This window comes from Ruegeria sp. HKCCA5426 (assembly GCF_013034585.1).
Taxonomy (GTDB): domain Bacteria; phylum Pseudomonadota; class Alphaproteobacteria; order Rhodobacterales; family Rhodobacteraceae; genus Ruegeria.
Map to the genome: position 1 here is coordinate 195583 of NZ_WQGH01000008.1, position 20419 is coordinate 216001.

Consider the following 20419-nt stretch of genomic DNA (forward strand, 5'->3'; position numbering starts at 1 on the left):
TTTTTATCGGTTCTTGGACAAGTTATTGGCTTATGAACGCCTGCGATGCAAGCGTTTCATTTCTTTGGACTATTGGCGCGGTTAATCGCCTAGCGTGCCCAGTTCGGGCGTCTGATCGTGGGCCGTTTCGTCGGGCCAGTTGGTGCGCCAAATTTCAGCAGACCAATGGCCGCAATGGACCGAGGGACGATCAAAGCCGTCGACGGGGTCCAATAATGGCGAAACAACCACATCATGGCGTGGTACTGCGAAATAGGGGAACGAGTATCGCTCTTTTCCCGAGCGATTAACGACCCGGTGAGGCGTCGACTTAAGCCTGCCGCCTGACCACAGCTCCAGCATGTCGCCGATATTCACGATAAACCCATCCGGTGGGCAGTCCGGGGTGATCCATCCTCCGTCGCGGGTCTGCACCTCCAACCCGCCGACCGGATCTGGCGCGATGATCGTCAAGGCGTCAGTATCCTTGTGCGGATGAATGCCGTAACCGCCTTCGTCAGCGGCCTGTGGCGGATAGTGCAGTAGGGTCATATTGGTCATCGGAGTGTGAAATGCCTTGCGTAACACCTTGTCTTTCAATCCAAACCCCGCTTCTAGCGCGGCCAGCAATACGTCAGTGACATCATCCAGTTGGGCCCAATAGTCCAGAATGATCCCGCGGGCTTCTGGCACTTCCCTAGGCCAGATGTTGGGGCCATACAGACTGCAATCCGTCCGGACAGTTGCGTCAGGGGCAACTTCATAGTGCAGCTTATAGCCTTCGTATTTGTCTGCTTTGCCCGTCCCGTCATTTGGGGTGAAAAACCCCATGGGGATATATCCCCTGTAATTCTCGCGCGTGATCGCCTGATCCCATTTCGAGGTTTCTTCGACAGCAAAGATTTCCCGAACACAGGCACGTACCGTCTTTACGGTCTCGGGCTCAATTCCAGTGCCTGTGATGGACAGAAAACCGATGCCGGTGCAGGCGTCGATGACTTGACCCACTGTTTGCCCATAGAGCGGGTGGTCCGGTTCAAACAGCTGTGCGATGTCTATCGTCGGGATGTGATCCATCAGTGTATCCTGACGCCCTGGCGGTCCAGTTCCTTGTGAACGGGGGTCAGGTTCATGTCGTGAACGTCCTGATTGCTTTTCAGTGATAGCGCGGCGGCGATTCCCGCGCCTTGCCCCATAACGGCGCAGCACGCCATGTTGCGTGTAGCCGCATGTGCCACCTTGTCTGATCCGTGCGAACGCCCCGCGACCAGCAGGCCCTTGATCCCCTTGGGCAGCATGGACCGGTACGGTATCTGCATATACCGCCCCGTCGTCGGCAGGATCAGGATGCCGTACCCGTCGATGAATTCGGGGTAGATGCCGATCGTATCCTCGAACCGACCCTGATGGCGGGCGTCATCCTCGGTCATGTTGTAAACGGCGTCGATCTTGCGGGTGTCGCGGATGCCGATGGTCATACCGAAATTCCGCAGACGGGCGTTGTCACATCCCGGCATGAAGCGCCGTAGCGCCTCGATGGCCAGCATGGATTGGCGACGGCCTTCAATCTCACCGCGCGTCAGACTGTCGGGGTCGGTGCCGTCGATTTCCGCCAGATGGATGAGGTTCATATAGGTCAGCTCACCCGTGTCATGCATCGCACCCCAGGTGCCTGCGATGGTGTTCAGATGCGGCGGGATCAGCCCCTCATCAATTGCCTGCTGGAAAGGCTTGTGAACGAAGGGAGAGAACATATCGTCCTCTTTGCCCGAGGTCTCGATGTTCCATTCGCCACCACCGCCCCAGTCTTTATAGGTCTGCGGGTCGGCTTTGACGCCGTCCATAAAGGCGCGTTTGTCGACACCGGCGAGATGGAACATGACCGAGGCGGCCATCATATCCTCGCGCGCGGTTTTGTGGGTGGGGGCACCGGCGCGGTGGGCGACATCGGCGTCGCCGGTGGCGTCAATTACCACGCGGGCCAGAATCGCCTCACGCCCGGCTTTGGATTCGGTGATAATGCCGGTGATCCGGTCGCCGTCCATGATCGGGGCCACGAACTGACGGTGCAGCATGGGATGCACGCCCGCCTCTTCGACCAGTTTGTCAGCCACCAGCTTGAAGCCTTCGCTGTCCAGCTCATAGCTAAGTGACTGGCTTTCCGGCACTGCCGCGCCCATGTCCTTGGCTCGGGTCTCGAACTCCATACCGATACCGCCTGCCTCGACTGTTTGTTCATGGCGATACCACGCGAACCCCTCAACCCCCACGGCGGTGATATTGCCGCCCATGCAGCCGAACCGATCGACCAAAGACACCTCGGCTCCGGCACGCGCTGCGGCCAGCGCAGCGGCAAGCCCGGCAGGGCCGGAACCCACAACCAGAACATCCGTCTGGTGGACAACAGGAATTTGGCGGGCGGGTTCCGAGATTGTCTGCATCGCGGCCTCTTGCTTTTACATTCCCGTCACATTTGAGTTTCCTGACTGGCGGGTCAATAAAAAATGCGACTGACCCGAGGTCGCAAAAACGCCATTGCGTGATTGCCCCCGGCGAGGCTTTGGCATAATCACCTTGCAGCGAAATTCTCACCTTTGAAGGTCACCCAATGCGCCTCAGCCGTTACTTTCTGCCCGTTCTCAAGGAAAACCCCTCCGAGGCTCAGATCGTCAGCCACCGGCTGATGCTGCGCGCGGGGATGATCAAGCAGGCATCCGCTGGGATTTATTCCTGGTTGCCGTTGGGCTTCAAAGTGCTGCGCAAGCTGGAAAACATCATCCACGAAGAGCAGGCGCGCGCGGGCCACATCGCGATCCAGATGCCGATCATCCAATCGGCCGACCTGTGGCGCGAATCCGGGCGCTATGATGACTACGGTCAGGAAATGCTACGGATGAAGGACCGGCACGACCGGGATATGCTGTTCACACCCACCGCCGAGGAACTGGTGACCGATATCTTTCGTGGGCACGTCAACAGCTACAAAGACCTGCCGCTGACGCTCTATCAGATCCAGTGGAAATTCCGCGACGAAATCCGTCCGCGTTTCGGCGTGATGCGGGGGCGCGAGTTCTACATGAAGGACGGCTACAATTTCGACCTGACCAAGGAGGACGCGCTGCACGCTTATAACCGCCATCTGGTCAGCTATCTGCGCACATATGAACGTATGGGCCTGCAAGCCATCCCGATGCGCGCGGATTCTGGCCCTATCGGCGGCGATGATACCCACGAATTCCTTGTGCTGGCCGACACCGGTGAATCCGAGGTCTTCTATGACAGCGCCGTAACCGACCTGAGTTTTGGTGATCGTCAGATTGACTATGACGACCGTGATCAATGTCAGGCGATTTTGGAGGAGTTCACCTCGAAATACGCGCGCACCGATGAAACCCATGACGAGGCGCTGTTCAACCAAGTGCCGAAAGACCGCCGCCGCGTGGCGCGCGGGATCGAAGTCGGGCAAATCTTCTACTTTGGCACCAAATATTCCGAGGCGATGGGCGCAACTGTCCAAGGCCCGGATGGCAAGCCGACGCCCGTGCATATGGGCAGCCACGGCATCGGCGTCAGTCGCCTGATTGGCGCGATCATCGAGGCCAGCCATGACGACAAGGGCATCATCTGGCCCGAGGGCGTGACGCCGTTCCATTGCGGGATCGTGAATCTCAAGCAAGGTGACGAAGAAGCCGATGCCGCTTGTGACAAACTCTACGCTGCGCTGACCGCTCTGGGGCTTGAGCCGCTTTATGATGACCGCAACGAACGGGCAGGGGGCAAGTTCGCGACCATGGACCTGATCGGTCTGCCGTGGTGCATCACCGTTGGTCCGCGCGGTCTGAAAAACGGTGTGGTTGAGCTGACCTGCCGCCGCACCGGGGAAAGCGAAGAGCTTAGCCCTGAGGCCGCCGTTACGAAAGTTGCCGAAATCTATGAGCAATTCGCCTGAACAGCATCCCGGACCGCTGATCTCGGTCGTTACTGTAACCAGAAACCTGATCGAAGCGGGGCGGGGTGACCAAGTCCTTGCCGCGCTTGACAGTGTGCAGGCGCAGACGTTCCGCAACGTTGAGCATGTGGTCTGGGACGGTCAGTCCACCGATGGCACGCAAGAGCTGCTTGAGGGCGCGATTCAAAAGATCGAAAAATCAGGCGATCTGATCCCGGTGCGGTATTTCTGTGAGGCGGACAAAAGCCTTTATGATGCGATGAACCAGGCGGTTGCGCGTTGTACCGGGGAATATGTGCTGTTTCTGAATTCTGATGACTTGATCGCGGATGCAGACAGCCTAGCGAATGTCCAGAAAGCCATCGTGCCCGGGAAGCCTGATTTTGTTTATGGGGAAACGGTTTTCTTTGACGATGAAGGCAACCGGCGCCACGCGCGCCGACTGACGCCAAAGTCCATTCTTCAACGTCTGCCATTCGGTCACAATGCGATGGTCCTGAAAAGATCTCTGTTCTTGGAAATGGGTGGACATGACCTGCAGTTTCAGATTGCTGCGGATTACGACATGGTTTTGCGGATGATTTTGTCCGGCCATTCCGGTCATCGGTTACAGATGCCGGTGTCTCTGTTTCGGATTGGTGGGGTATCTGCGGACACGGATGCCGCGGGTGCTGAAATGGCCGCGAGTTGGCTCAAGAACTATGGCCAGTTCTGCGATATGTCCCGATATACGGATGAAGATCGACTGGGGTGGTACAGACAAGGCCATCTGCCGGTTCGGGTGTCCGGTGCTATTTTGATGAAATCCCTGTCGAATCCAGCGATCGCACGCGCTGCGCTATACAGCCTGTCAAAGACACTAAGACGCAAAGCTCAATTCTGGCGCAGCTACTAGCCGCGCTGTGCGTCCGGCCGTTCAGAAAGAATTTCGCCATCCGCGCTGTTGTTGCCACGTGCAACGACAATCGGACGTCCCAGACGTTTGACCAGCTCTTTGAACTCGAACCCTAGAAAACGAATCCCGCAAACACGTTCGTCCGTCGTGCGATCTGTGATGCACATCCGCCCTTCGCGAAAGGCGAGGCGGTAACCCTTATCTCTTAGGATATCGGACAAATTTGCCCAGCTTGCCGCAGTATCGAATATCGGGCGGATGGTTGCGCGCAATAGCGCAGCAGTTTCGCAATCCAACTCTGAAGATGCATTTCGGACCAATATCGGGTCCATCAATTCCGTACTACTCTTTACTAACATGAGCGTCTCCCGCTCTGAAAATGGTATCCCCCTTAAACCTAGGGTGACAAAGTTTCTGAAAATAAGCAAAAGGCGAAACAAAGTTGCTTGATGAATGTTGCATTTCGAGTTCAGTCGTTCACGCAACTGCCACATTAGCTTCATAGCTGAAACAATTGGTGTTTGTTTGTGAAGGACGTCACAACCAAAGGTGTAGGAAGTAGCGTGACTCTCTCCTTTTGGCGGAGAGGGTGTTCTGGCTTTACGGGTGATTCGCGCCGGGTCAGAAGGCGCTGTTGCCCATCCGGGCCCAGGTGGCGCATAACGAACTTGACCATCGGGTGAAATGCCGAAAGGGTCGCGCCAAGTAATAAGAACCGGAGCAGACATGGCCACGACGCCCCCGCCCTTTGCCCCCTTTGAATGGAAGATCGCCTGGCGGTACCTGCGCGCGCGCCGTGCGGAAGGTGGCGTAAGTGTCATGACGTGGATCTCGCTGATCGGGATCACACTGGCGGTCTTCGCTCTGATCGCGACATTGGCGGTGCGGTCCGGGTTCCGGTCAGAATTTGTGGGGACCATTCTGGGGGCCAATGCTCATGTCACGGTTTACTCGGCCGGAGAGATGGATGCGCAAGGCCGCTTGGACCGCACCATCGCGGATTATACAGACATGGCTGGGCGTATTGCAGAGGTCCCCGGAGTGAACCGAGCCGCGCCTTTGGTCAAAGGGCAGGTGTTGATCACCAACCGCGACCGCAGCAGCGGCGTCGAGGTTTTTGGCATCCAGCCCGATGACCTGCTTGATCTGCCGGGGGTAGCCGAAAGTGAGCAGGCCGCCGGGGATCTTTCGCAATTTCAGAACGGCGAGGATGTGATCGCCATCGGATCAGGGGTGGCCCGCAGCATCGGCGCGACCGTTGGGGACACGGTCAAACTGACGTCGCCCAACGGCGTGAAGACCGCGTTTGGTACGTCGCCGCGGGTTAATGCCTATCGCGTGGAATATGTGTTTTCGGCCGGGCGCTATGACATCGATCGCACACGTGTATACATGCCGTTCGAGCAGGCGCAGGGCTTTTTTAACCGCGAAGGTGTCGCTGACGAGATCGAAGTCATGGTGGATCAGCCCGAAGAGCTGGACCCGACCATATATCTGATCTTGCAGGCCGCTGGAGAAAACAGCCGCATCTGGACATGGCAGGACGCATCAGGCGGGTTTCTGCGCGCGCTTGAAGTCGAGGACAACGTCATGTTCATCATCCTGTCGATCCTTGTGCTGATTGCCGCGATGAACATTGTGTCCGGGTTGATCATGCTGGTCAAAAACAAGGGTCGCGACATCGGAATTCTGCGAACAATCGGCCTGAGTGAAGGGTCGGTGCTTAGGGTGTTTTTTATCTGCGGGGCCTTTACGGGGATCATCGGCACCGGGATGGGTGTGGCGTTGGGGTGTTTGTTCGCGATCTATATCGATCCGATTTTCAGTTTTGTGAACTTTGTCATGGGCGGCGGGGTCTGGGATCCTTCCATACGCGGGATTTACGCTTTGCCCGCCGAGTTGCACTTGGTCGACGTGTTGAAGGCGGTTGGATTGTCTCTGGGTCTGTCCTTTTTTGTCACCTATTTCCCGGCCCGTCGCGCGGCGCGGCTGAACCCGGTAGAGGCGCTGCGCTATGAGTGATATCACGTTGCGGTTGGACGGTCTGACCAAGACCTACCTGAAAGGAACTCCGGGCGAGGTGCAGGTTCTGCGTGGTGTTGATCTGGACCTGCGCGCGGGTGAGGCGGTTGCGCTTGTCGCGCCGTCGGGTGCCGGTAAATCGACACTCTTGCATATCGCCGGTTTGCTGGACACGCCCGATGCGGGGACGGTGGAAATAGCCGGGCAAAGTGTCACCGGAAAAGGCGACCGCACCCGTACCGCGCTCAGGCGGCAGGATGTCGGGTTCGTCTATCAGTTTCACCATCTGTTGCCCGAGTTCACGGCGCTTGAGAATATTATCCTGCCGCAACTGGCCAACGGCGTTTCGGAAAAAGTTGCTCAGAACAGAGCGATGACCCTTTTGGACCGCGTAGGTGTTGCCGCCCGCGCGGATCACCGCCCCGCAGCCCTGTCGGGGGGCGAGCAGCAGCGGGTTGCGTTTTGCCGTGCTTTGGCCAACAAACCCCGCGTTTTGCTGGCCGATGAACCCACAGGCAATCTGGACCCTGAGACATCGGATCAGGTGTTCGACGCGCTGATGGCGTTGGTGCGGGACGAGGGGCTCTCAGCCCTGATCGCGACGCACAATATGGATCTTGCGGCGCGGATGGACCGCAAGCTGCGGCTGGATGGTGGTGTGCTTAAGCCAGTTGAGTAATTGCGACCCCGGCCGCCATAACTGCGATGCCGCCCGCGCGAATCCAGCTCAAAGGTGTGACCTGCGCGCCAAATAGCCCAAAGTGGTCGATGGCGGCCGCGCTGATTAACTGCCCCACAAGCACGAAAAACACCGCGTTGCCAACGCCGAAATGCGGCGCGACATGGGTGATCGACAGAACGTAAAAGGCAATCAGGACGCCGCCCAGCAAAAGGTGTTTGGGGGCGTCAGTGACTTTGGACAATGCGCTAACACCGGGAAACAACAGCATCACCAAAGCGGATGACAGAAAGGCGATGGCAAACAGGATCACTGCGGCGGTGGTGGGTGAGCCGATCAGCTTTCCCAACGCCGCGTTCAGGGCCGCAAGGATAGGCACACCAATCCCGGCTGCCAGCATAATAGCTGCGTATTGTGTCATCGCCCGAACCCTCCTGCTTCGTTGATCTGGATCATTGCGCCAAGCGGGCCTTCGGGCAAGCCTGCAAATGTCAATCGCGACAGGAGGATAGGATGACCAGACGGATACTCGGGGCTGTTTCTTTAGGGCTGGTGGCGGTGGCCTCTCAGGCAGTCGCCCAGGACGTTGAGACCGGGGCCGAACTTTATCAGCACTATTGCGCGACCTGTCACGGGATCGACGCAACAGGTCATGGGCCTATGGCCGGCGTTTTGGTTATTCAACCGACCGACCTGACCCAGCTTTCCGGTGACGGCGGAGTGTTCCCGACGGCCCGGGTTGTTGCCCGCATTGACGGGCGCGACCCTCTGGTCAGCCACGGCAGCCCGATGCCGGTATACGGGCCTTATTTTGACGGGCAGGACACCTCAATGAAAACACCTGAAGGTCAGCCTATCTTAACCAGCCAGCCGATTGTTGATCTGGTCGCGTATCTTGAGACGATTCAGGGTGGCTGATTTTTAGCGGCAGATGCCTTCAACCTTTGCCTCGGACCAAGGGATAACCACGGCTCGTTCCCGTTCTTGCTTTGGCAATGGCGACAGGTCGAAATGCTGGCCCAGCATTTCGTGCAACCGCATTGTACGCGGAGCGGTCGGGTCCAGCGCCCGGCAGCACACATATTCCTCGACAATCGCGCCCTGTTGTTCAAACCCGTAGGAAAGGAAATCAGGCGAGGTATCCAGATCAAACAGGTAGGGGTCCTTGTTGCCGCCATGCTCGGCCGCCGCCCGCAAGGGGTGATATCCCGTTGTCTTGCGGTTCTGCCACTGCCAGACATGGGTCAGTTCGTGGGCCAGAAGCATCGCGGCGATCAGGTCCATTTGTTCCGGAAAGTCAGACATATAGTCTTCCAGATACCATTCGCGTGTGAAGTAGACGCGATTGAACAGGGCAACGGCTGCGGGTTTCGCTGTTACAACACCTTCCTCAGCCGGGGGTAGAATACGTTCCCGGCAGGCAAGGCGTGGTCGCTTTTCACGATAAAACGTAATTGGCGCGACCGGGGCGCCCTCGACCAGTCGCACGCTTTCAAGATTCAGCGTGTCGCCCTGAACAGCGCTGGCAAAGGCTACCTCCTGATCCGTCAGCGGCCGTCCACAGGAGGCAAACAGCAATAGAAACGTCATCAAAATAAGGCGCATCATGTTCAAAGCCTAGTGCGTTGCAATCACTCTGTAACCCGTTTTCATACACTCATTGCCAAAACACGGCTGATTTCGGTTAGCGACCGGCCCGATTGGTCCATCCAGACATTGAACGCATCCTGAACGGCAATCATCGCTTTCTTGGACGTCGGGGCCTTGTCCACAACCCCTTCTGCAATCAGCCGGGCGGTCACGTCCTGCGAAAGGATGAAACTGTCGCGCCCGGCAAACCGCATGGCGTATTGGGCCGAGGCCCCACCCAGACGCGACCCTCGCTTGCCCAGCATCGTTAGCAATCCGATGAAATCTGTCGAAGGCCATCCGCCCAGCACCTTGCCTGCACCCCCTTCTTGCCGCAGTTCAAGAAGAAAGGCCGCATTGTTTCTGACGGTCGCGATTTTTGTACCGTTTCGCACGATTCGGGTGTCTTGCAGCAGCGAGTCGAACTTTTCGTCATCCATGAAAGCACAGCGCCCGACATCGAACCCATCAAAGGCCGTTTCAAAGCCATCCCATTTGGCCTCAATGACTTTCCAGTTGAACCCAGCCTGAAAGATGCACTTGGTTATGATCGCAAGCCAGCGGTCATCCGGAACCGCAGCAAGTTCGTCTATGGTTTTGGGTTTGCTGAGTTTTTGATCCAGCGCGCCGTGACCGCCATGCCGTTTAGCTGCTATGGAAAAGATCTCGTCGAAATGATGCATAAAAAACGCCCTCCGACCACAGGGTCGCGTTTAAGTGCCGGTGATGCAAGGCATGTACGGAAGATCAATTCTTGGGCGAGGGTCAGAAAATCACTCAATACTTAAAAGAAATGCTCGACAAACTGTACGATTTTGGTTTGTGATTGACTCGTCAATCAACTTCCCGCCTCGATGAATATGGCGTAAACACAAGGGGTGGGGCGCGGCGCATAGTGAAAGGCGGGGAATCAGGTGGGATTTCGATCATGGCGACCCAGCCATGCATCAAACTGTTCACTTTCCTTTCCCAGCCAAATTTGTGCATGTTGCGACATGGTATTGTCATGCGACAAGCTTTCCGGCGCGCGATCGCGCCGGTCTGGGCAAAGAATAGAAGACAGGGAGAATGTCGATGAAAAAACTGAGTGTAAGCCTTTTGGCGATGACGGTAGCCGGATCTGCATACGCAGCCGATATGGGCGCTGTGGACGAACCGATCAAACTGGCGATCAATGAATGGACCGGCCAGCATGTCACGACACATGTTGCCGGTGAGATGCTCAAGGCCGCGGGCTATAACGTGGAATATGTCACTGCAGGCATGATGAACCAGTTCCAGGCGTTGGCCGATGGCGATATCGATGCAACGCTGGAGATCTGGTCGTCGAATGTCTCGGATGAGTATGCCAAAAAGGTTGAGGAAGGTACTGTCGTTGAAATCGGTGATCTGGGCCTCGATGCCAAGGAAGGCATTGCGTTTCCCGCGCACGTGGCCGAACTGTGTCCGGGCCTGCCTGCCTGGGAAGCCCTGAAAGACTGCGCGCAGGTCTTTGCAACTGCGGAAACGCTGCCCGGCGGTCGTTTGGTGGATTACCCGGCCGATTGGGGCACCCCCGGCGCGGACCGGATGACTGGCCTGGAACTGCCGTTCAAAGCCGTTCCTGCCGGGTCTGAAGGCGCGCTGATTGCCGAACTGCGTGCCTCGACCGAGCGTAAATCGCCGTTGCTGATCACTTTCTGGCAGCCGCATTGGGCGATGTCGGCCTATGACGTGCAATTCGTCGAGCTGCCAGCAGGTGAAGAAGCGTGCTTTAACGACCCATCCTGGGGGCCGAACCCGAACGCGGTAAACGACTGCGATTTCTCGCCCTCCCGCATCTTCAAGGCAAGCTGGAGCGGCATGGAAGACAAATGGCCTGCTGCTTATGAGATCCTTACCAACTATCAACTGGCGGTCGAAGACCAGCAGCCGATGATGGGCGCGATTGACGTCGACGGCGGTAAAGTTGAAGAAGTTGTCGCGGCATGGATGGCCGAGAACGAAGGCAAGTGGCGTCCGGTCGTTGACGCAGCAACGCAGTGAGCCAGCCTAAGTGACTGACGCTAAAATGCCAGCCATCGCCTGCCAGAACCTCTGGCAGGTCTTTGGCCAAGGTGCTGACAAGGCCCTGACCGACGCGCTGTCTCGGTCAGGGAATGCCGCCGACAAGGCCGCCTCGGATCTGAGGGAACATGGCTTTATCCCCGCCGTGCAAGACGCCAATTTTGAGGTCAAAGAGGGCGAGCTGTTCGTCATCATGGGCCTGTCGGGCTCAGGCAAGTCGACGCTGATCCGCTGTATCTCGCAATTGCTTCCCGGCACGGGTGGCGAAATCCGCGTGGATGGTGAGAATGTCATGGGCGCGTCGAAAAAGGTGCTGACGGACTTGCGCCGCAAAAAGCTGGGCATGGTGTTCCAGCATTTCGGCCTGTTCCCGCATATGACCGTTGCCGAAAACGTCGCTTACCCGCTGCGCGTGCAGGGCGTGGGTAAAAAAGAACGTCTGACCCGCGCGCAGGAAGTGATCTCGTTGGTCGGTCTTGAGGGGCGCGAGGACAGCTTCCCCCGGCAGCTGTCTGGAGGTCAGAGGCAACGTGTGGGCATTGCGCGGTCTTTGGCCGTGAACCCCGATATCTGGTTTTTGGATGAGCCGTTCTCGGCACTCGATCCCCTGATCCGTCGCCAGTTGCAGGATGAGTTCCTGCGCATTCAGGCGACGTTGAAGAAATCCATCGTCTTTATCACTCACGACATTCAAGAGGCGCTGAAGCTGGCCGACCGCATCGCCATCATGCGCGATGGCAAGATCGTTCAGATCGGGACACCGACGGACATCGTTCTGCGCCCGGTCGATGACTATGTGCGCGAATTCTCGAAAGACGTCGCCAAGGGCCAACACGCCAAGGTCGCCTCGGTCATGCGTGATGAATCCGAGCGTGGCCCGGATGATCCCGGTTTGACCACAAGTATGACGCTGGACGCCGCGCTGGCGCATTGCATGGAGCTGTATGAGCCCGTACCTGTGCGGGATGAGGCAGGCAATATCGTTGGCACGGTCCACCCGTCCGACCTGGCTGCGGCACTTCAGGTGGACGAGACATGACCGCGATGACCGACGTTCCCGCGCAGGCGCGTCTAACGATTGGGGCCAAGGCCGCGCTTATTACCGCTGTGGTCGGCGCGCTGTGCCTTGCGCTTGAGGGCATTGCCCCGTGGTTGGTCAAATGGCCCACCGCGTGGGAGCTGCCCGCAACCCAGTGGGTCGGAGCCTTTCTGGACTGGTTCCTGAACGGCATCAAACCGGCGATGCGATTGTTCTCGGACCTGATGACCTATCCAATGGATGCGGCCAATTTCGTGCTGGGGAATACCCCGTGGCCGATCCTGATCGGGCTTGTCACCGCGCTGGGCTGGTATCTTGGCGGGTTGCCCATGGCGGCGCTTGGGTTTTTTGGCCTGACATTCGTACTTGCCTCGGGCTATTGGGCCGAAAGCATGAACACACTGGCGCTGGTTGCTGTCTCAGTTCCCGTGGCGCTGGTTGTGGGGGGCGGGATCGGTATTCTGGCCAATGAAATCCCCCGCGTGAAGAGCTTTGTTCAGGCGGTGCTGGACGTGATGCAGACAGTGCCGACCTTTGCCTATCTGACGCCTTTGTTGTTGCTGTTCGGCTTTGGCCCGGTGGTGGGTCTGATCGCCTCGGCCATCTACGCCGCACCGCCCATGGCGCGGAACGTGATGCTGGGGCTGGAACGGGTCGAGCCCGAAATCAAAGAGGCTGCCATCATGTCTGGCGGCACGCGGTTCCAGCAGCTGTTTCAGGTGGAAATCCCGGCGGCGGCAACGCAGATCATGGTCGGTGTGAACCAGTGCCTGATGGCGGCGCTTTCGATGGTGATCATCGCGGCCGTAATCGGTGGCTTCAATGATATCGGTTGGGAGGTTCTGCTGACCATGCGCAAGGCGCAGTTCGGCGAATCCCTGATGGCCGGTCTGGTGATCGTGGTTTTTGCCGTCGTCATCGACCGGATGAGCGGGACGCTAGCGACCGAGCGCAAACGCTATGACCTGCGTGTCGTCTGGGCGGTTCTGGGCTTTACCGTGCTGTTCACGGCCGCCTTCTGGCTGTGGCTGCCGAACCCGTCCGAGCTGACCCTGCTGGACCCAATGGCCGAGGCGATCGACAGTGGCTTGACCGCCTTTACGCAGGCCAACGGCCCGTGGCTGGATGCGCTCAAGAACAATTCTCTGTTCTACGTGCTGCTGCCGCTGCGGATTGGCTTGGATCAAGCGGTGCTGCCCTTCACATGGGGATTCCAGTGGACGCCGGGCATGAGCTATGGCTTGTTCATCGTTGCCGCCGTCATCGCCGCACTGATGGCATGGCGCGGGCATCTGACCGGAGGGTTGGTCGTGCTGATCCTGATCGGCATGTTGGAAACCGGCATCGCAAACCTTCCGTGGCCCTTCGTTCTGACCGGGGCTGCCGCGCTCAGCTATGTCGCGGGCGGCTGGCGACTGGCGGCGCTCTCGGTGGGGCTGCTTTGCACCATCCTTGTGTCAGGCCTGTGGGAGCGCGCTTTGCTGTCGCTCTACCTCAGCGGTGCGGCGGTGTTTTCCTGCGCCGTGGTCGGCGGGCTGATCGGTCTGACCAGCGCCGTATGGGAACCCGTCTGGAAAATCGTCCGACCCGTTTGTGACATGCTGCAGACGATCCCTTTGTTCGTGTTCCTGATCCCAGTGCTGATGGTGTTCCAGATCGGAGAGTTCTCGGCCTTTCTTGCGATCTGCGCCTACGCGATCGTGCCAATGATCCGCTACACCCGGCATGGGCTGGTCAACACGCCCGAGGAAATGATGGAGGCCGCGATCTCTAGCGGCGCCACCGAGTGGCAGATCATGCGCGATGTTCGTGCGCCTTATGCTGCACCGACCATTCTGCTGGGGCTGAACCAGACGATCCTTTATGCCTTTGCGATGCTGGTGATTGCGGCGCTGATCGGGACCACCGGTCTGGGCCAGTCGATTTATCTGGCGCTGGGGCAGGCGGATGTCGGGCTTGGCATCTCGGCTGGTGCTGCGATGGCGATTCTGGCGCTGATCGCCGACCGCATGGTGCAGGGCTTTGCCGAAGAACGCCGCAAGGCGCTGGGATTATAAAAGGGCAGGGGCAGCGCGACTGCCCCGCCCCCGACTTGATTTCGGACAAGTTTCGCCCAGCCGCGCTGCCGTAAATCAAGTGCAGAACTTACGGAGTCTATAATGATGGGCTGGGGACCTTTCTTTGCCGCGCTGATTGTATTTCTTCTGAGCCATATGATTCCAGCCCGGCCCGCTGTGCGCGGGTATCTGATCTCATTGCTTGGTCGGCGGGGGTATTACAGCGCATATTCTGTCCTGTCTCTGGTGGTTCTCGTCTGGCTGATCGTCGCAGCCGCCCACGCGCCTTATGTTGAGGTCATTCCGCCACTCGCGATCCTGAGGTGGATTCCGCTATTGTGTATGCCCGTTGTGTGTTGGTTGGCTGTCAGTGGTGTGTCTGTGCAAAACCCGTTCTCTTTCGGTGGCTTGGGTCATCGTCCGTTTGATCCCGAGAACCCCGGCATATTGCGCACCACCCGCCACCCTGTTCTGGCCGCCCTGATGCTGTGGGCCGTGGCGCATCTGTTGGCCAATGGCAACTTGTCACATGTGATCTTGTTTGGTTTGTTCGCTGGATTCGCAGGCATGGGTATGGCTGTGATTGATCGCCGCAAATCTCGCGAGATGGGGCCGGAATGGGTCCGTTTGTCCCGCAACACCGCGCGGCTGTCTCTGCGGGTCCCGCAGCCATGGCCACGTGCTTGGGTTTGGGTCGCGTCGCTGGCGGCGTACCTGGTTCTGCTTGGTGCGCACGAGCCTGTGATCGGACTTTCACCGCTGCCATAATGCAAAGAGTGGTCCGAGGGCGACTTGCGTGCTATCTGGAATGTCACAGTTTTATCAAGGGGTCTTTGAATGTACCTGGCCTACGTAACCACGACAGAGCGTGGCGCAACCGATCGACTGCTTAGCGCGGCTGCTGAGCAGTTGCTGAAAACCGGTGCACAGCTAGCGGGTGTCGTGCAAACCAACACCGAATGCGCGGACAGCAGCAAATGCGACATGGATGTTCGTGTTTTGCCCGCAGGCGAAACGATCCGCATTTCGCAGTCGCTGGGCGAACAGTCGCGTGGATGTCGTCTGGACCCCGCCGCACTAGAGCAGGCCGTGGGGTATGTCACTTCGTCACTGGCCGATGCACCTCAACTCTTGGTCGTGAACAAGTTCGGCAAACACGAAGCCGACGGGCGCGGATTTCGCCCTGTTATCGCCGAGGCGCTTGCGCTGGACATTCCGGTTCTGGTTGGAGTGAATGGGTTGAACAGGGAAAAATTCGAAGCCTTCACCGATGGGGCCGCCGAACAGATCGCACCCGAGGTCGACGCGATCATCGAGTGGTTCGCCCGCGTAACAGCAGAGCGCGCGGCGGCCGCCTGATCTTAGTTGCCGTTGGGTAACCTGCTGGAAACCTGACTTGTTTTGGGGTCGATGTGCTGCAATCCTTCAATTGGGAGGAGATTGCAGATGTGGACCAACTGGGCAGGTGGCCAAAGCTCAAGCGCACCCATATTGCGCCCTTCTACCCTTGCCGAACTGCAACACGCTGTCGCACAACCTGACGGTATGCGCGTTGTTGGTGCGGGGCATTCCTTTACGCCGATCGTGGCTGGTGCGGATCGCATTCTGGATTTGTCCAACTTGAATTTACCGACATTGGGGCAGGTCAGCGAAGACCGTGTCTGGGTAAACGCCAACGCGCGTTTGCGCGATCTTTCTCCGGCGTTGGCCGATCACGGGCTGGCCTTTCGCAACCTTGGGGACATCAACGCGCAATCGCTGGCGGGTGCGGCCGCGACCGCAACACACGGAACCGGCCGGGAATTACCCTGCATTTCCGCTGAAATCACCGCGGCCAGTTTTGTAGGGGCATGTGGAGACATCCTGTCGACCGAGGACATCCCCCTTGAGATGGCTCAGGTCTCGCTTGGGTTACTTGGCGTACTGACCGACGCGCAAATCGCCGTAATTCCGAAGTATAGCCTGCGTCGTCGTGTAACCTTGGTACCGCTTGAAGAAACGATTGCCAGCATGCACCAAAAATGGGCGGAGTTTCGGAATTTTGAGTTTTTCTACATCCCCTTCACCGGAAAGGCCGTTGAGATTTGCCATGAAATGACAGACGCGCCCGAGACCAAGGCCCCGCGCGATCTGGACATGATTGCGGTCAAGGTGCTGAAGCTGGCTAGAAACGCAGGACGCTACAGCAGCGGTCTGCGCAGTGCGCTACTTAAGCTGCTGACGCTGGCCCAGTCGGATGAGGATTACGTCGGCGAAAGCTGGCGCGTGCTGTGCAGTGATCGCCACATTCGGTTCAATGAGATGGAGTATCACCTGCCGCCCGATGTCGCCGGGGATGTGCTTAGGGATGTGTTCACGCGTCTGCACCGTGACCATCCGGACATATATTTTCCGATTGAGGTCAGGCACACCGCGGGCGATACGGCCTGCATTTCTCCGTTTCAGGGTGGCCCGCGTGTTTCGGTTGCGATTCATACCGACGCCGCCGAAGATCACACGCGTTACTTTGCCGATATCGAGCCAATACTCCTTGAGGCCGGAGGGCGCCCGCACTGGGGTAAGATCCATAGTTTGACGTATAAAGAACTTTCGCGCCTGTATCCCGACTTCGACCGTTTCTGCGCGGTGAGAGAGCAATTGGACCCAAACGGAAAGTTTCTTACGCCCGCTTTGAACAAACTGTTCCGACCATGACGGCGGAATACCTACAAAACTTGTCCGCAGCGCTGCGTGACTATGGGGTGGATAAACCAGTGGCCGTGGTCGATCTTGATCGGCTCGACGCTAATTGTTCTCTGGCGGTTAGTCTGGTTGCTCAGGGCTTGGCAAGCCGTCTTGTGGCCAAATCCCTCCCATGTCTGCCGTTGCTGGATCACATTCGGGCGAAAGTTCCGGCATCAGGGCTCATGACCTTCTCCGAGCCTATGTTGTCGACGCTGCTGGACGCAGAGCCTGATACTGACCATTTGATCGGTAAGCCTTTGCCAGTCAGTTCGGCGGCACGTGTGCTGAAAAAGAACCCGACCGCGGCGGAACGCGTCCAATGGCTCATCGACACGGCTGAAAATCTGGATGCCTATTTGGGGTTGGCCCAAGCTCTCAATCTTCGGCTTCGTCTGTCGCTTGAGGTTGATATCGGCCTACACCGGGGCGGGTTGCGCGCTGAAGACATTCCTCAGATCGCGCAACGTATTGGCAGCCATCCCTATGCGACGTTGGCCGGGGTCATGGGGTATGAGGCGCATCTGGCCAAGCTGCCGCATGTTCTGAAATCCCGCGCCATGCGGTCCAGCGCAAGCGCATTCCAACGTGCGATAGCAGGGCTGCCAAATGCAGGTGAGGGGCTTTGCCTGAATACAGGGGGCAGCCTGACGTTCCAGTCCTATGCTGCTGGCAGCGCCGCAAATGAGGTCGCCTTTGGGTCCGTTCTGGTAAAGCCCACGGACTTTGACCACCCGACGACGGCAGCGTTTCAACCAGCGGCCTTTATCGCCTCGCCAATCCTGAAAGTGATGCAGGGCAACGCGTTACCGGGTTTGGACTTTCTGCCCAGACGGAAGACGGACTTGGCGATATTCGGCGGGCATTTTCTGGGGCAGCCCGTGTTCCCAGACGGTTTTTCCTATTCGTCGATTTTCGGCCGATCAAGCAATCAAGAAGTATGGACCGGTCCCTTGGATTCCAGCGTGACACCTGGGAACATCGCCCTATTGCGACCAACACAAAGCGAGGCGGTACTGAACCAGTTCGGGCCACTTTTGGTTTTGAAAGGGGGGCAGGTGGTGGATGAATGGCAATGCCTGCCGAATTAACGGCCTGTTGAACTTTTTCACCATCTGAAGAAGATGGTGGGCGACCCTGGAATCGAACCAGGCGTGCGTCTCCGCGAGGGAGTTACAGTCCTCGTCTTGTGAGAGTAATTTCTAAGCTTGCAAAGGTCTTTTCCAGACGTCTTCCAGATAATACAAGTTCTCACACTAAGGTACCGGAGTAGTGTTGCTGTCTGCTACACAGGCTTCCAGCAAATCCGTGTAAGCCGGACTGAGCAGCCTCATCTGACTGGTCCAAATTGATTGTTAGTGCATCGTCGGCCTGTAATCCATTGGGATGATGGTTTCAGGTGCTGGCGGGCGATAGCCCAGTGCACTGTGGGGCCGCTTTGTGTTGTAGTGTCTCCTCCATTGTTCGATCAGAATTTGTGCTTCGCGCAGGCTGTAGAAGATTTCACCGTTGAGCAGTTCGTCCCTGAACCTGCCATTGAAACTTTCACAGTATCCGTTCTCCCACGGGCTCCCAGGTTCAATGTAAGCCGTCTGGGCGCCAACTGCGGTGATCCAGTCTCGGACAACCGGAGCGCCTGTGACCTCAGCAATATCAGCAGCACCTATGACCTTTGGATGATGAACCAATATATCGGCGTTCTGCCCGACTTCCCACAGGGTCTCGAGCGACTTTTCGAGCATCGGTATTGCAATGCTTTTCCAAATTTTTCCAATACCAAACGGATTGCCCGCCAAAATTTTGCGGATTTCACTGGATTGGAGAAGATCCTGTATATTGGTACCCATCGCGGCGTACGACAAACCGAAACTGCCGATCCAACTCGCAAAATCGTCGGGTGCCGCGAGCACCACGTCGTGCCCACGCCGCGCTAACCCCAGGGCCAACGCTATATATGGCTGAACGTCTCCACGAGAGCCCTGTGCGAATATGGCAATGCGTTTTTTGGTAACCAAATCCGTCCTTTCCGATCTCGCGCCCAAATATAGAACACGTCTTTTCCGCAATTTTGGCAGTCTACAAAAAGGAGCACTGTTGTAGTTAGAGCTATGTCACTCGAAATTGTCATGAGAATGCAAGCCGGATATCTTCAAGTACGAGATCGTTTCTGTCCCAGAGGCTGAGTGCAAAGTTACATGTTGTCCAAAGTACGTTATTCCAGCGCACCGAAGATCTACAGGTACAGATTTCTGTCCGCTCTTTTTCCCGCCTACAAGAACAAAGCGCATCTGGGAAAACTAGACACAGAAATCCAGGAGTTGGCACGTCGATCGGTCTTTTCCAACAATGGGGCGTACGTCTATGTCAAAAACCCCAAGTGTGGCACAAGTGCAGTGGCCGCAAAGATATATGAATGGCAGTACGGAAGAAAATACATCGGCGACATACATCAATGCCCTGAGTTAGTACGAGGGAAAGACTGCCCGCACGAGCTATTGAGTGGCCTACTAGACGACAAGGTTTTCAAATTTAGCTTTGTGCGAGATCCGAAAAATCGGGTCGAAAGTGCATTCAAGAACTTTTTTCTCGATTTCAAAAACCCAGAGCACAGCCGCCATTTGCCCTACATCAAAGGCTTTGGGTTCAATTCCGACCGCACAAGCAGCCAAAAGTTCGATATCTTCCTAGACTATATCGAATACGGTATTTCAGAAAATCCACGGCGTTTCGATCCACATTTTCGCCCTCAATTCTTTAATCTCCGCCCCGACATCATAAAATATAGCCGTATTGGAAAAGTGGAGGCTTTGAACAAAGAACTGATCAATCTATCAGAGCAGTTCAGCGAACATGAGGTTGAAAACGGGACGGTCACCGCAAAACGCATAAACCAATCTACCTCTGAGTTCTCGTCTACTCCTGAACAAGCCGATCGGATTAGACGCTTGTTCGATATCGACTATTCATGGTTCAACTACTGATCGCTTCAGAGCTCGCGGTTCAACTATCGCTCACCAACGGCATCGGGCTAGTGGGTTTTGACAGCAAGATGTTCATAGCGAGCCATGTCTGGAATTGGCTGTGCAAGTATTTATAAATTCAGTGGTTAGCTTGGGACAATAAGTCCTTCGATTATATTTTTGCGCGAATTTTCGCATCCCTTAAGACTACCCCACCCGGGGGGTGTCCAAGGGGGTGCCTGTCTGAGTTTTTATATGGGTGTCATTCTCATTTGAGTCAGCCAAAATTAGGTGTCGGCTGCTGGTAAACACTTTGGATATTGGCAGAACTTCAAACAAAGTTGGCGCGAAAAAGCAACCTACAAAACCGATCTGAACCTAAATCGCGCTGAGCAGCCTCATCTGACTGGTCCAAATTGATTGTTAGTGCATCGTCGGCCTGT

Annotated in this window: 20 protein-coding genes; 13 read left to right on the forward strand and 7 right to left on the reverse strand. The window is 57.0% G+C overall.

The features are described from left to right. Nucleotides 1–81: 81 nt before the first annotated feature. Both GOV87_RS14835 and GOV87_RS14840 read right to left on the reverse strand, forming a co-directional pair. Nucleotides 82–1056, reverse strand: coding sequence for an isopenicillin N synthase family oxygenase (locus tag GOV87_RS14835; RefSeq protein ID WP_171212294.1), 975 nt, complete (start codon nt 1054–1056; stop codon nt 82–84). Beyond that, complete coding sequence (locus GOV87_RS14840; protein WP_171212295.1) at nt 1056–2420, reverse strand: FAD-dependent oxidoreductase; 1365 nt, start codon at nt 2418–2420, stop codon at nt 1056–1058. Before GOV87_RS14840 ends, GOV87_RS14835 begins: the two co-directional genes overlap by 1 nt. A 167-nt stretch (nt 2421–2587) precedes the next feature. Here GOV87_RS14840 and proS point away from each other — a divergent pair, with 167 nt between their 5' ends. Further along, nucleotides 2588–3928 carry a proline--tRNA ligase gene (gene proS / locus GOV87_RS14845; protein WP_171212296.1) on the forward strand — a complete coding sequence of 447 codons (1341 nt, stop codon included), beginning with the start codon at nt 2588–2590 and terminating at the stop codon, nt 3926–3928. Beyond that, entirely contained in the window at nt 3912–4823 is a 912-nt protein-coding gene (locus GOV87_RS14850) for a glycosyltransferase family 2 protein (protein WP_171212297.1), read from the forward strand. Before proS ends, GOV87_RS14850 begins: the two co-directional genes overlap by 17 nt. On the opposite strand, the gene GOV87_RS14855 is transcribed toward GOV87_RS14850, so the two are convergent. Beyond that, nucleotides 4820–5182, reverse strand: coding sequence for a hypothetical protein (locus tag GOV87_RS14855; protein WP_171122436.1), 363 nt, complete (start codon nt 5180–5182; stop codon nt 4820–4822). The genes GOV87_RS14850 and GOV87_RS14855 overlap by 4 nt on opposite strands. Before the next feature lie 367 nt (nt 5183–5549). Here GOV87_RS14855 and GOV87_RS14860 point away from each other — a divergent pair, with 367 nt between their 5' ends. After that, a complete protein-coding gene (locus GOV87_RS14860; RefSeq protein ID WP_171212298.1) occupies nt 5550–6845 on the forward strand; it encodes a lipoprotein-releasing ABC transporter permease subunit in 1296 nt (431 codons plus the stop codon). Continuing rightward, complete coding sequence (locus tag GOV87_RS14865; RefSeq protein WP_171120551.1) at nt 6838–7524, forward strand: ABC transporter ATP-binding protein; 687 nt, start codon at nt 6838–6840, stop codon at nt 7522–7524. Before GOV87_RS14860 ends, GOV87_RS14865 begins: the two co-directional genes overlap by 8 nt. Here the strand turns inward: GOV87_RS14865 and GOV87_RS14870 are convergent. After that, nucleotides 7508–7945, reverse strand: coding sequence for a DMT family transporter (locus GOV87_RS14870; RefSeq protein WP_171122440.1), 438 nt, complete (start codon nt 7943–7945; stop codon nt 7508–7510). The genes GOV87_RS14865 and GOV87_RS14870 overlap by 17 nt on opposite strands. A gap of 92 nt (nt 7946–8037) precedes the next feature. Here GOV87_RS14870 and GOV87_RS14875 point away from each other — a divergent pair, with 92 nt between their 5' ends. Continuing rightward, on the forward strand, nt 8038–8442 hold the full coding sequence (locus tag GOV87_RS14875; protein ID WP_171212299.1) for a c-type cytochrome: 405 nt from the start codon (nt 8038–8040) through the stop codon (nt 8440–8442). Between the two features lie 3 nt (nt 8443–8445). On the opposite strand, the gene GOV87_RS14880 is transcribed toward GOV87_RS14875, so the two are convergent. Together GOV87_RS14880 and GOV87_RS14885 are read right to left on the reverse strand one after the other, a co-directional pair. After that, complete coding sequence (locus GOV87_RS14880; RefSeq protein WP_171120557.1) at nt 8446–9132, reverse strand: hypothetical protein; 687 nt, start codon at nt 9130–9132, stop codon at nt 8446–8448. A 41-nt stretch (nt 9133–9173) separates the two neighbouring features. Further along, nucleotides 9174–9836, reverse strand: coding sequence for a DNA-3-methyladenine glycosylase I (locus GOV87_RS14885; protein ID WP_171212300.1), 663 nt, complete (start codon nt 9834–9836; stop codon nt 9174–9176). A gap of 391 nt (nt 9837–10227) precedes the next feature. Here GOV87_RS14885 and GOV87_RS14890 point away from each other — a divergent pair, with 391 nt between their 5' ends. From GOV87_RS14890 to GOV87_RS14920, 7 genes are all read left to right on the forward strand, one after another. After that, the gene (locus tag GOV87_RS14890) at nt 10228–11178 is read left to right on the forward strand and encodes an ABC transporter substrate-binding protein (protein ID WP_171212301.1); all 951 of its coding nucleotides are present in this window, start codon (nt 10228–10230) and stop codon (nt 11176–11178) included. 10 nt (nt 11179–11188) lie between these two features. Next, nucleotides 11189–12238, forward strand: a complete 1050-nt coding sequence (locus GOV87_RS14895; RefSeq protein ID WP_171212302.1) for a betaine/proline/choline family ABC transporter ATP-binding protein — start codon at nt 11189–11191, stop codon at nt 12236–12238. Next, nucleotides 12235–14295 (forward strand): proline/glycine betaine ABC transporter permease, encoded by a 2061-nt coding sequence (locus GOV87_RS14900; RefSeq protein WP_171212303.1) that lies wholly within the window; start codon nt 12235–12237, stop codon nt 14293–14295. Before GOV87_RS14895 ends, GOV87_RS14900 begins: the two co-directional genes overlap by 4 nt. A 102-nt stretch (nt 14296–14397) precedes the next feature. After that, nucleotides 14398–15063 carry an NnrU family protein gene (locus tag GOV87_RS14905; protein ID WP_171212304.1) on the forward strand — a complete coding sequence of 222 codons (666 nt, stop codon included), beginning with the start codon at nt 14398–14400 and terminating at the stop codon, nt 15061–15063. A gap of 69 nt (nt 15064–15132) precedes the next feature. Further along, entirely contained in the window at nt 15133–15654 is a 522-nt protein-coding gene (locus GOV87_RS14910) for a DUF2478 domain-containing protein (protein WP_171120569.1), read from the forward strand. 87 nt (nt 15655–15741) lie between these two features. Next, entirely contained in the window at nt 15742–16989 is a 1248-nt protein-coding gene (locus GOV87_RS14915; RefSeq protein WP_171212305.1) for a D-arabinono-1,4-lactone oxidase, read from the forward strand. Further along, nucleotides 16986–18107: an alanine racemase gene (locus GOV87_RS14920; protein WP_171212306.1), complete on the forward strand. Its 1122-nt coding sequence runs from the start codon at nt 16986–16988 to the stop codon at nt 18105–18107. Before GOV87_RS14915 ends, GOV87_RS14920 begins: the two co-directional genes overlap by 4 nt. Before the next feature lie 264 nt (nt 18108–18371). On the opposite strand, the gene GOV87_RS20585 is transcribed toward GOV87_RS14920, so the two are convergent. Further along, complete coding sequence (locus GOV87_RS20585; protein ID WP_371813521.1) at nt 18372–19082, reverse strand: integrase core domain-containing protein; 711 nt, start codon at nt 19080–19082, stop codon at nt 18372–18374. Between the two features lie 129 nt (nt 19083–19211). On the opposite strand from GOV87_RS20585, the gene GOV87_RS14930 reads away from it, so the two are divergent. Beyond that, on the forward strand, nt 19212–19997 hold the full coding sequence (locus GOV87_RS14930; RefSeq protein WP_171120575.1) for a sulfotransferase family 2 domain-containing protein: 786 nt from the start codon (nt 19212–19214) through the stop codon (nt 19995–19997). Nucleotides 19998–20419: the final 422 nt, after the last annotated feature.

Excerpts from the sequence above, each read along its gene's own strand:
- GOV87_RS14835 (WP_171212294.1), bottom strand. The coding sequence starts at position 1,056 with ATGGATCACATCCCGACGATAGACATCGCACAGCTGTTTGAACCGGAC.
- GOV87_RS14840 (WP_171212295.1), bottom strand. The coding sequence starts at position 2,420 with ATGCAGACAATCTCGGAACCCGCCCGCCAAATTCCTGTTGTCCACCAG.
- proS (WP_171212296.1), top strand. The coding sequence starts at position 2,588 with ATGCGCCTCAGCCGTTACTTTCTGCCCGTTCTCAAGGAAAACCCCTCC.
- GOV87_RS14850 (WP_171212297.1), top strand. The coding sequence starts at position 3,912 with ATGAGCAATTCGCCTGAACAGCATCCCGGACCGCTGATCTCGGTCGTT.
- GOV87_RS14855 (WP_171122436.1), bottom strand. The coding sequence starts at position 5,182 with ATGTTAGTAAAGAGTAGTACGGAATTGATGGACCCGATATTGGTCCGA.
- GOV87_RS14860 (WP_171212298.1), top strand. The coding sequence starts at position 5,550 with ATGGCCACGACGCCCCCGCCCTTTGCCCCCTTTGAATGGAAGATCGCC.
- GOV87_RS14865 (WP_171120551.1), top strand. The coding sequence starts at position 6,838 with ATGAGTGATATCACGTTGCGGTTGGACGGTCTGACCAAGACCTACCTG.
- GOV87_RS14870 (WP_171122440.1), bottom strand. The coding sequence starts at position 7,945 with ATGACACAATACGCAGCTATTATGCTGGCAGCCGGGATTGGTGTGCCT.
- GOV87_RS14875 (WP_171212299.1), top strand. The coding sequence starts at position 8,038 with ATGACCAGACGGATACTCGGGGCTGTTTCTTTAGGGCTGGTGGCGGTG.
- GOV87_RS14880 (WP_171120557.1), bottom strand. The coding sequence starts at position 9,132 with ATGATGCGCCTTATTTTGATGACGTTTCTATTGCTGTTTGCCTCCTGT.
- GOV87_RS14885 (WP_171212300.1), bottom strand. The coding sequence starts at position 9,836 with ATGCATCATTTCGACGAGATCTTTTCCATAGCAGCTAAACGGCATGGC.
- GOV87_RS14890 (WP_171212301.1), top strand. The coding sequence starts at position 10,228 with ATGAAAAAACTGAGTGTAAGCCTTTTGGCGATGACGGTAGCCGGATCT.
- GOV87_RS14900 (WP_171212303.1), top strand. The coding sequence starts at position 12,235 with ATGACCGCGATGACCGACGTTCCCGCGCAGGCGCGTCTAACGATTGGG.
- GOV87_RS14905 (WP_171212304.1), top strand. The coding sequence starts at position 14,398 with ATGATGGGCTGGGGACCTTTCTTTGCCGCGCTGATTGTATTTCTTCTG.
- GOV87_RS14910 (WP_171120569.1), top strand. The coding sequence starts at position 15,133 with ATGTACCTGGCCTACGTAACCACGACAGAGCGTGGCGCAACCGATCGA.
- GOV87_RS14915 (WP_171212305.1), top strand. The coding sequence starts at position 15,742 with ATGTGGACCAACTGGGCAGGTGGCCAAAGCTCAAGCGCACCCATATTG.
- GOV87_RS14920 (WP_171212306.1), top strand. The coding sequence starts at position 16,986 with ATGACGGCGGAATACCTACAAAACTTGTCCGCAGCGCTGCGTGACTAT.
- GOV87_RS14930 (WP_171120575.1), top strand. The coding sequence starts at position 19,212 with ATGTTGTCCAAAGTACGTTATTCCAGCGCACCGAAGATCTACAGGTAC.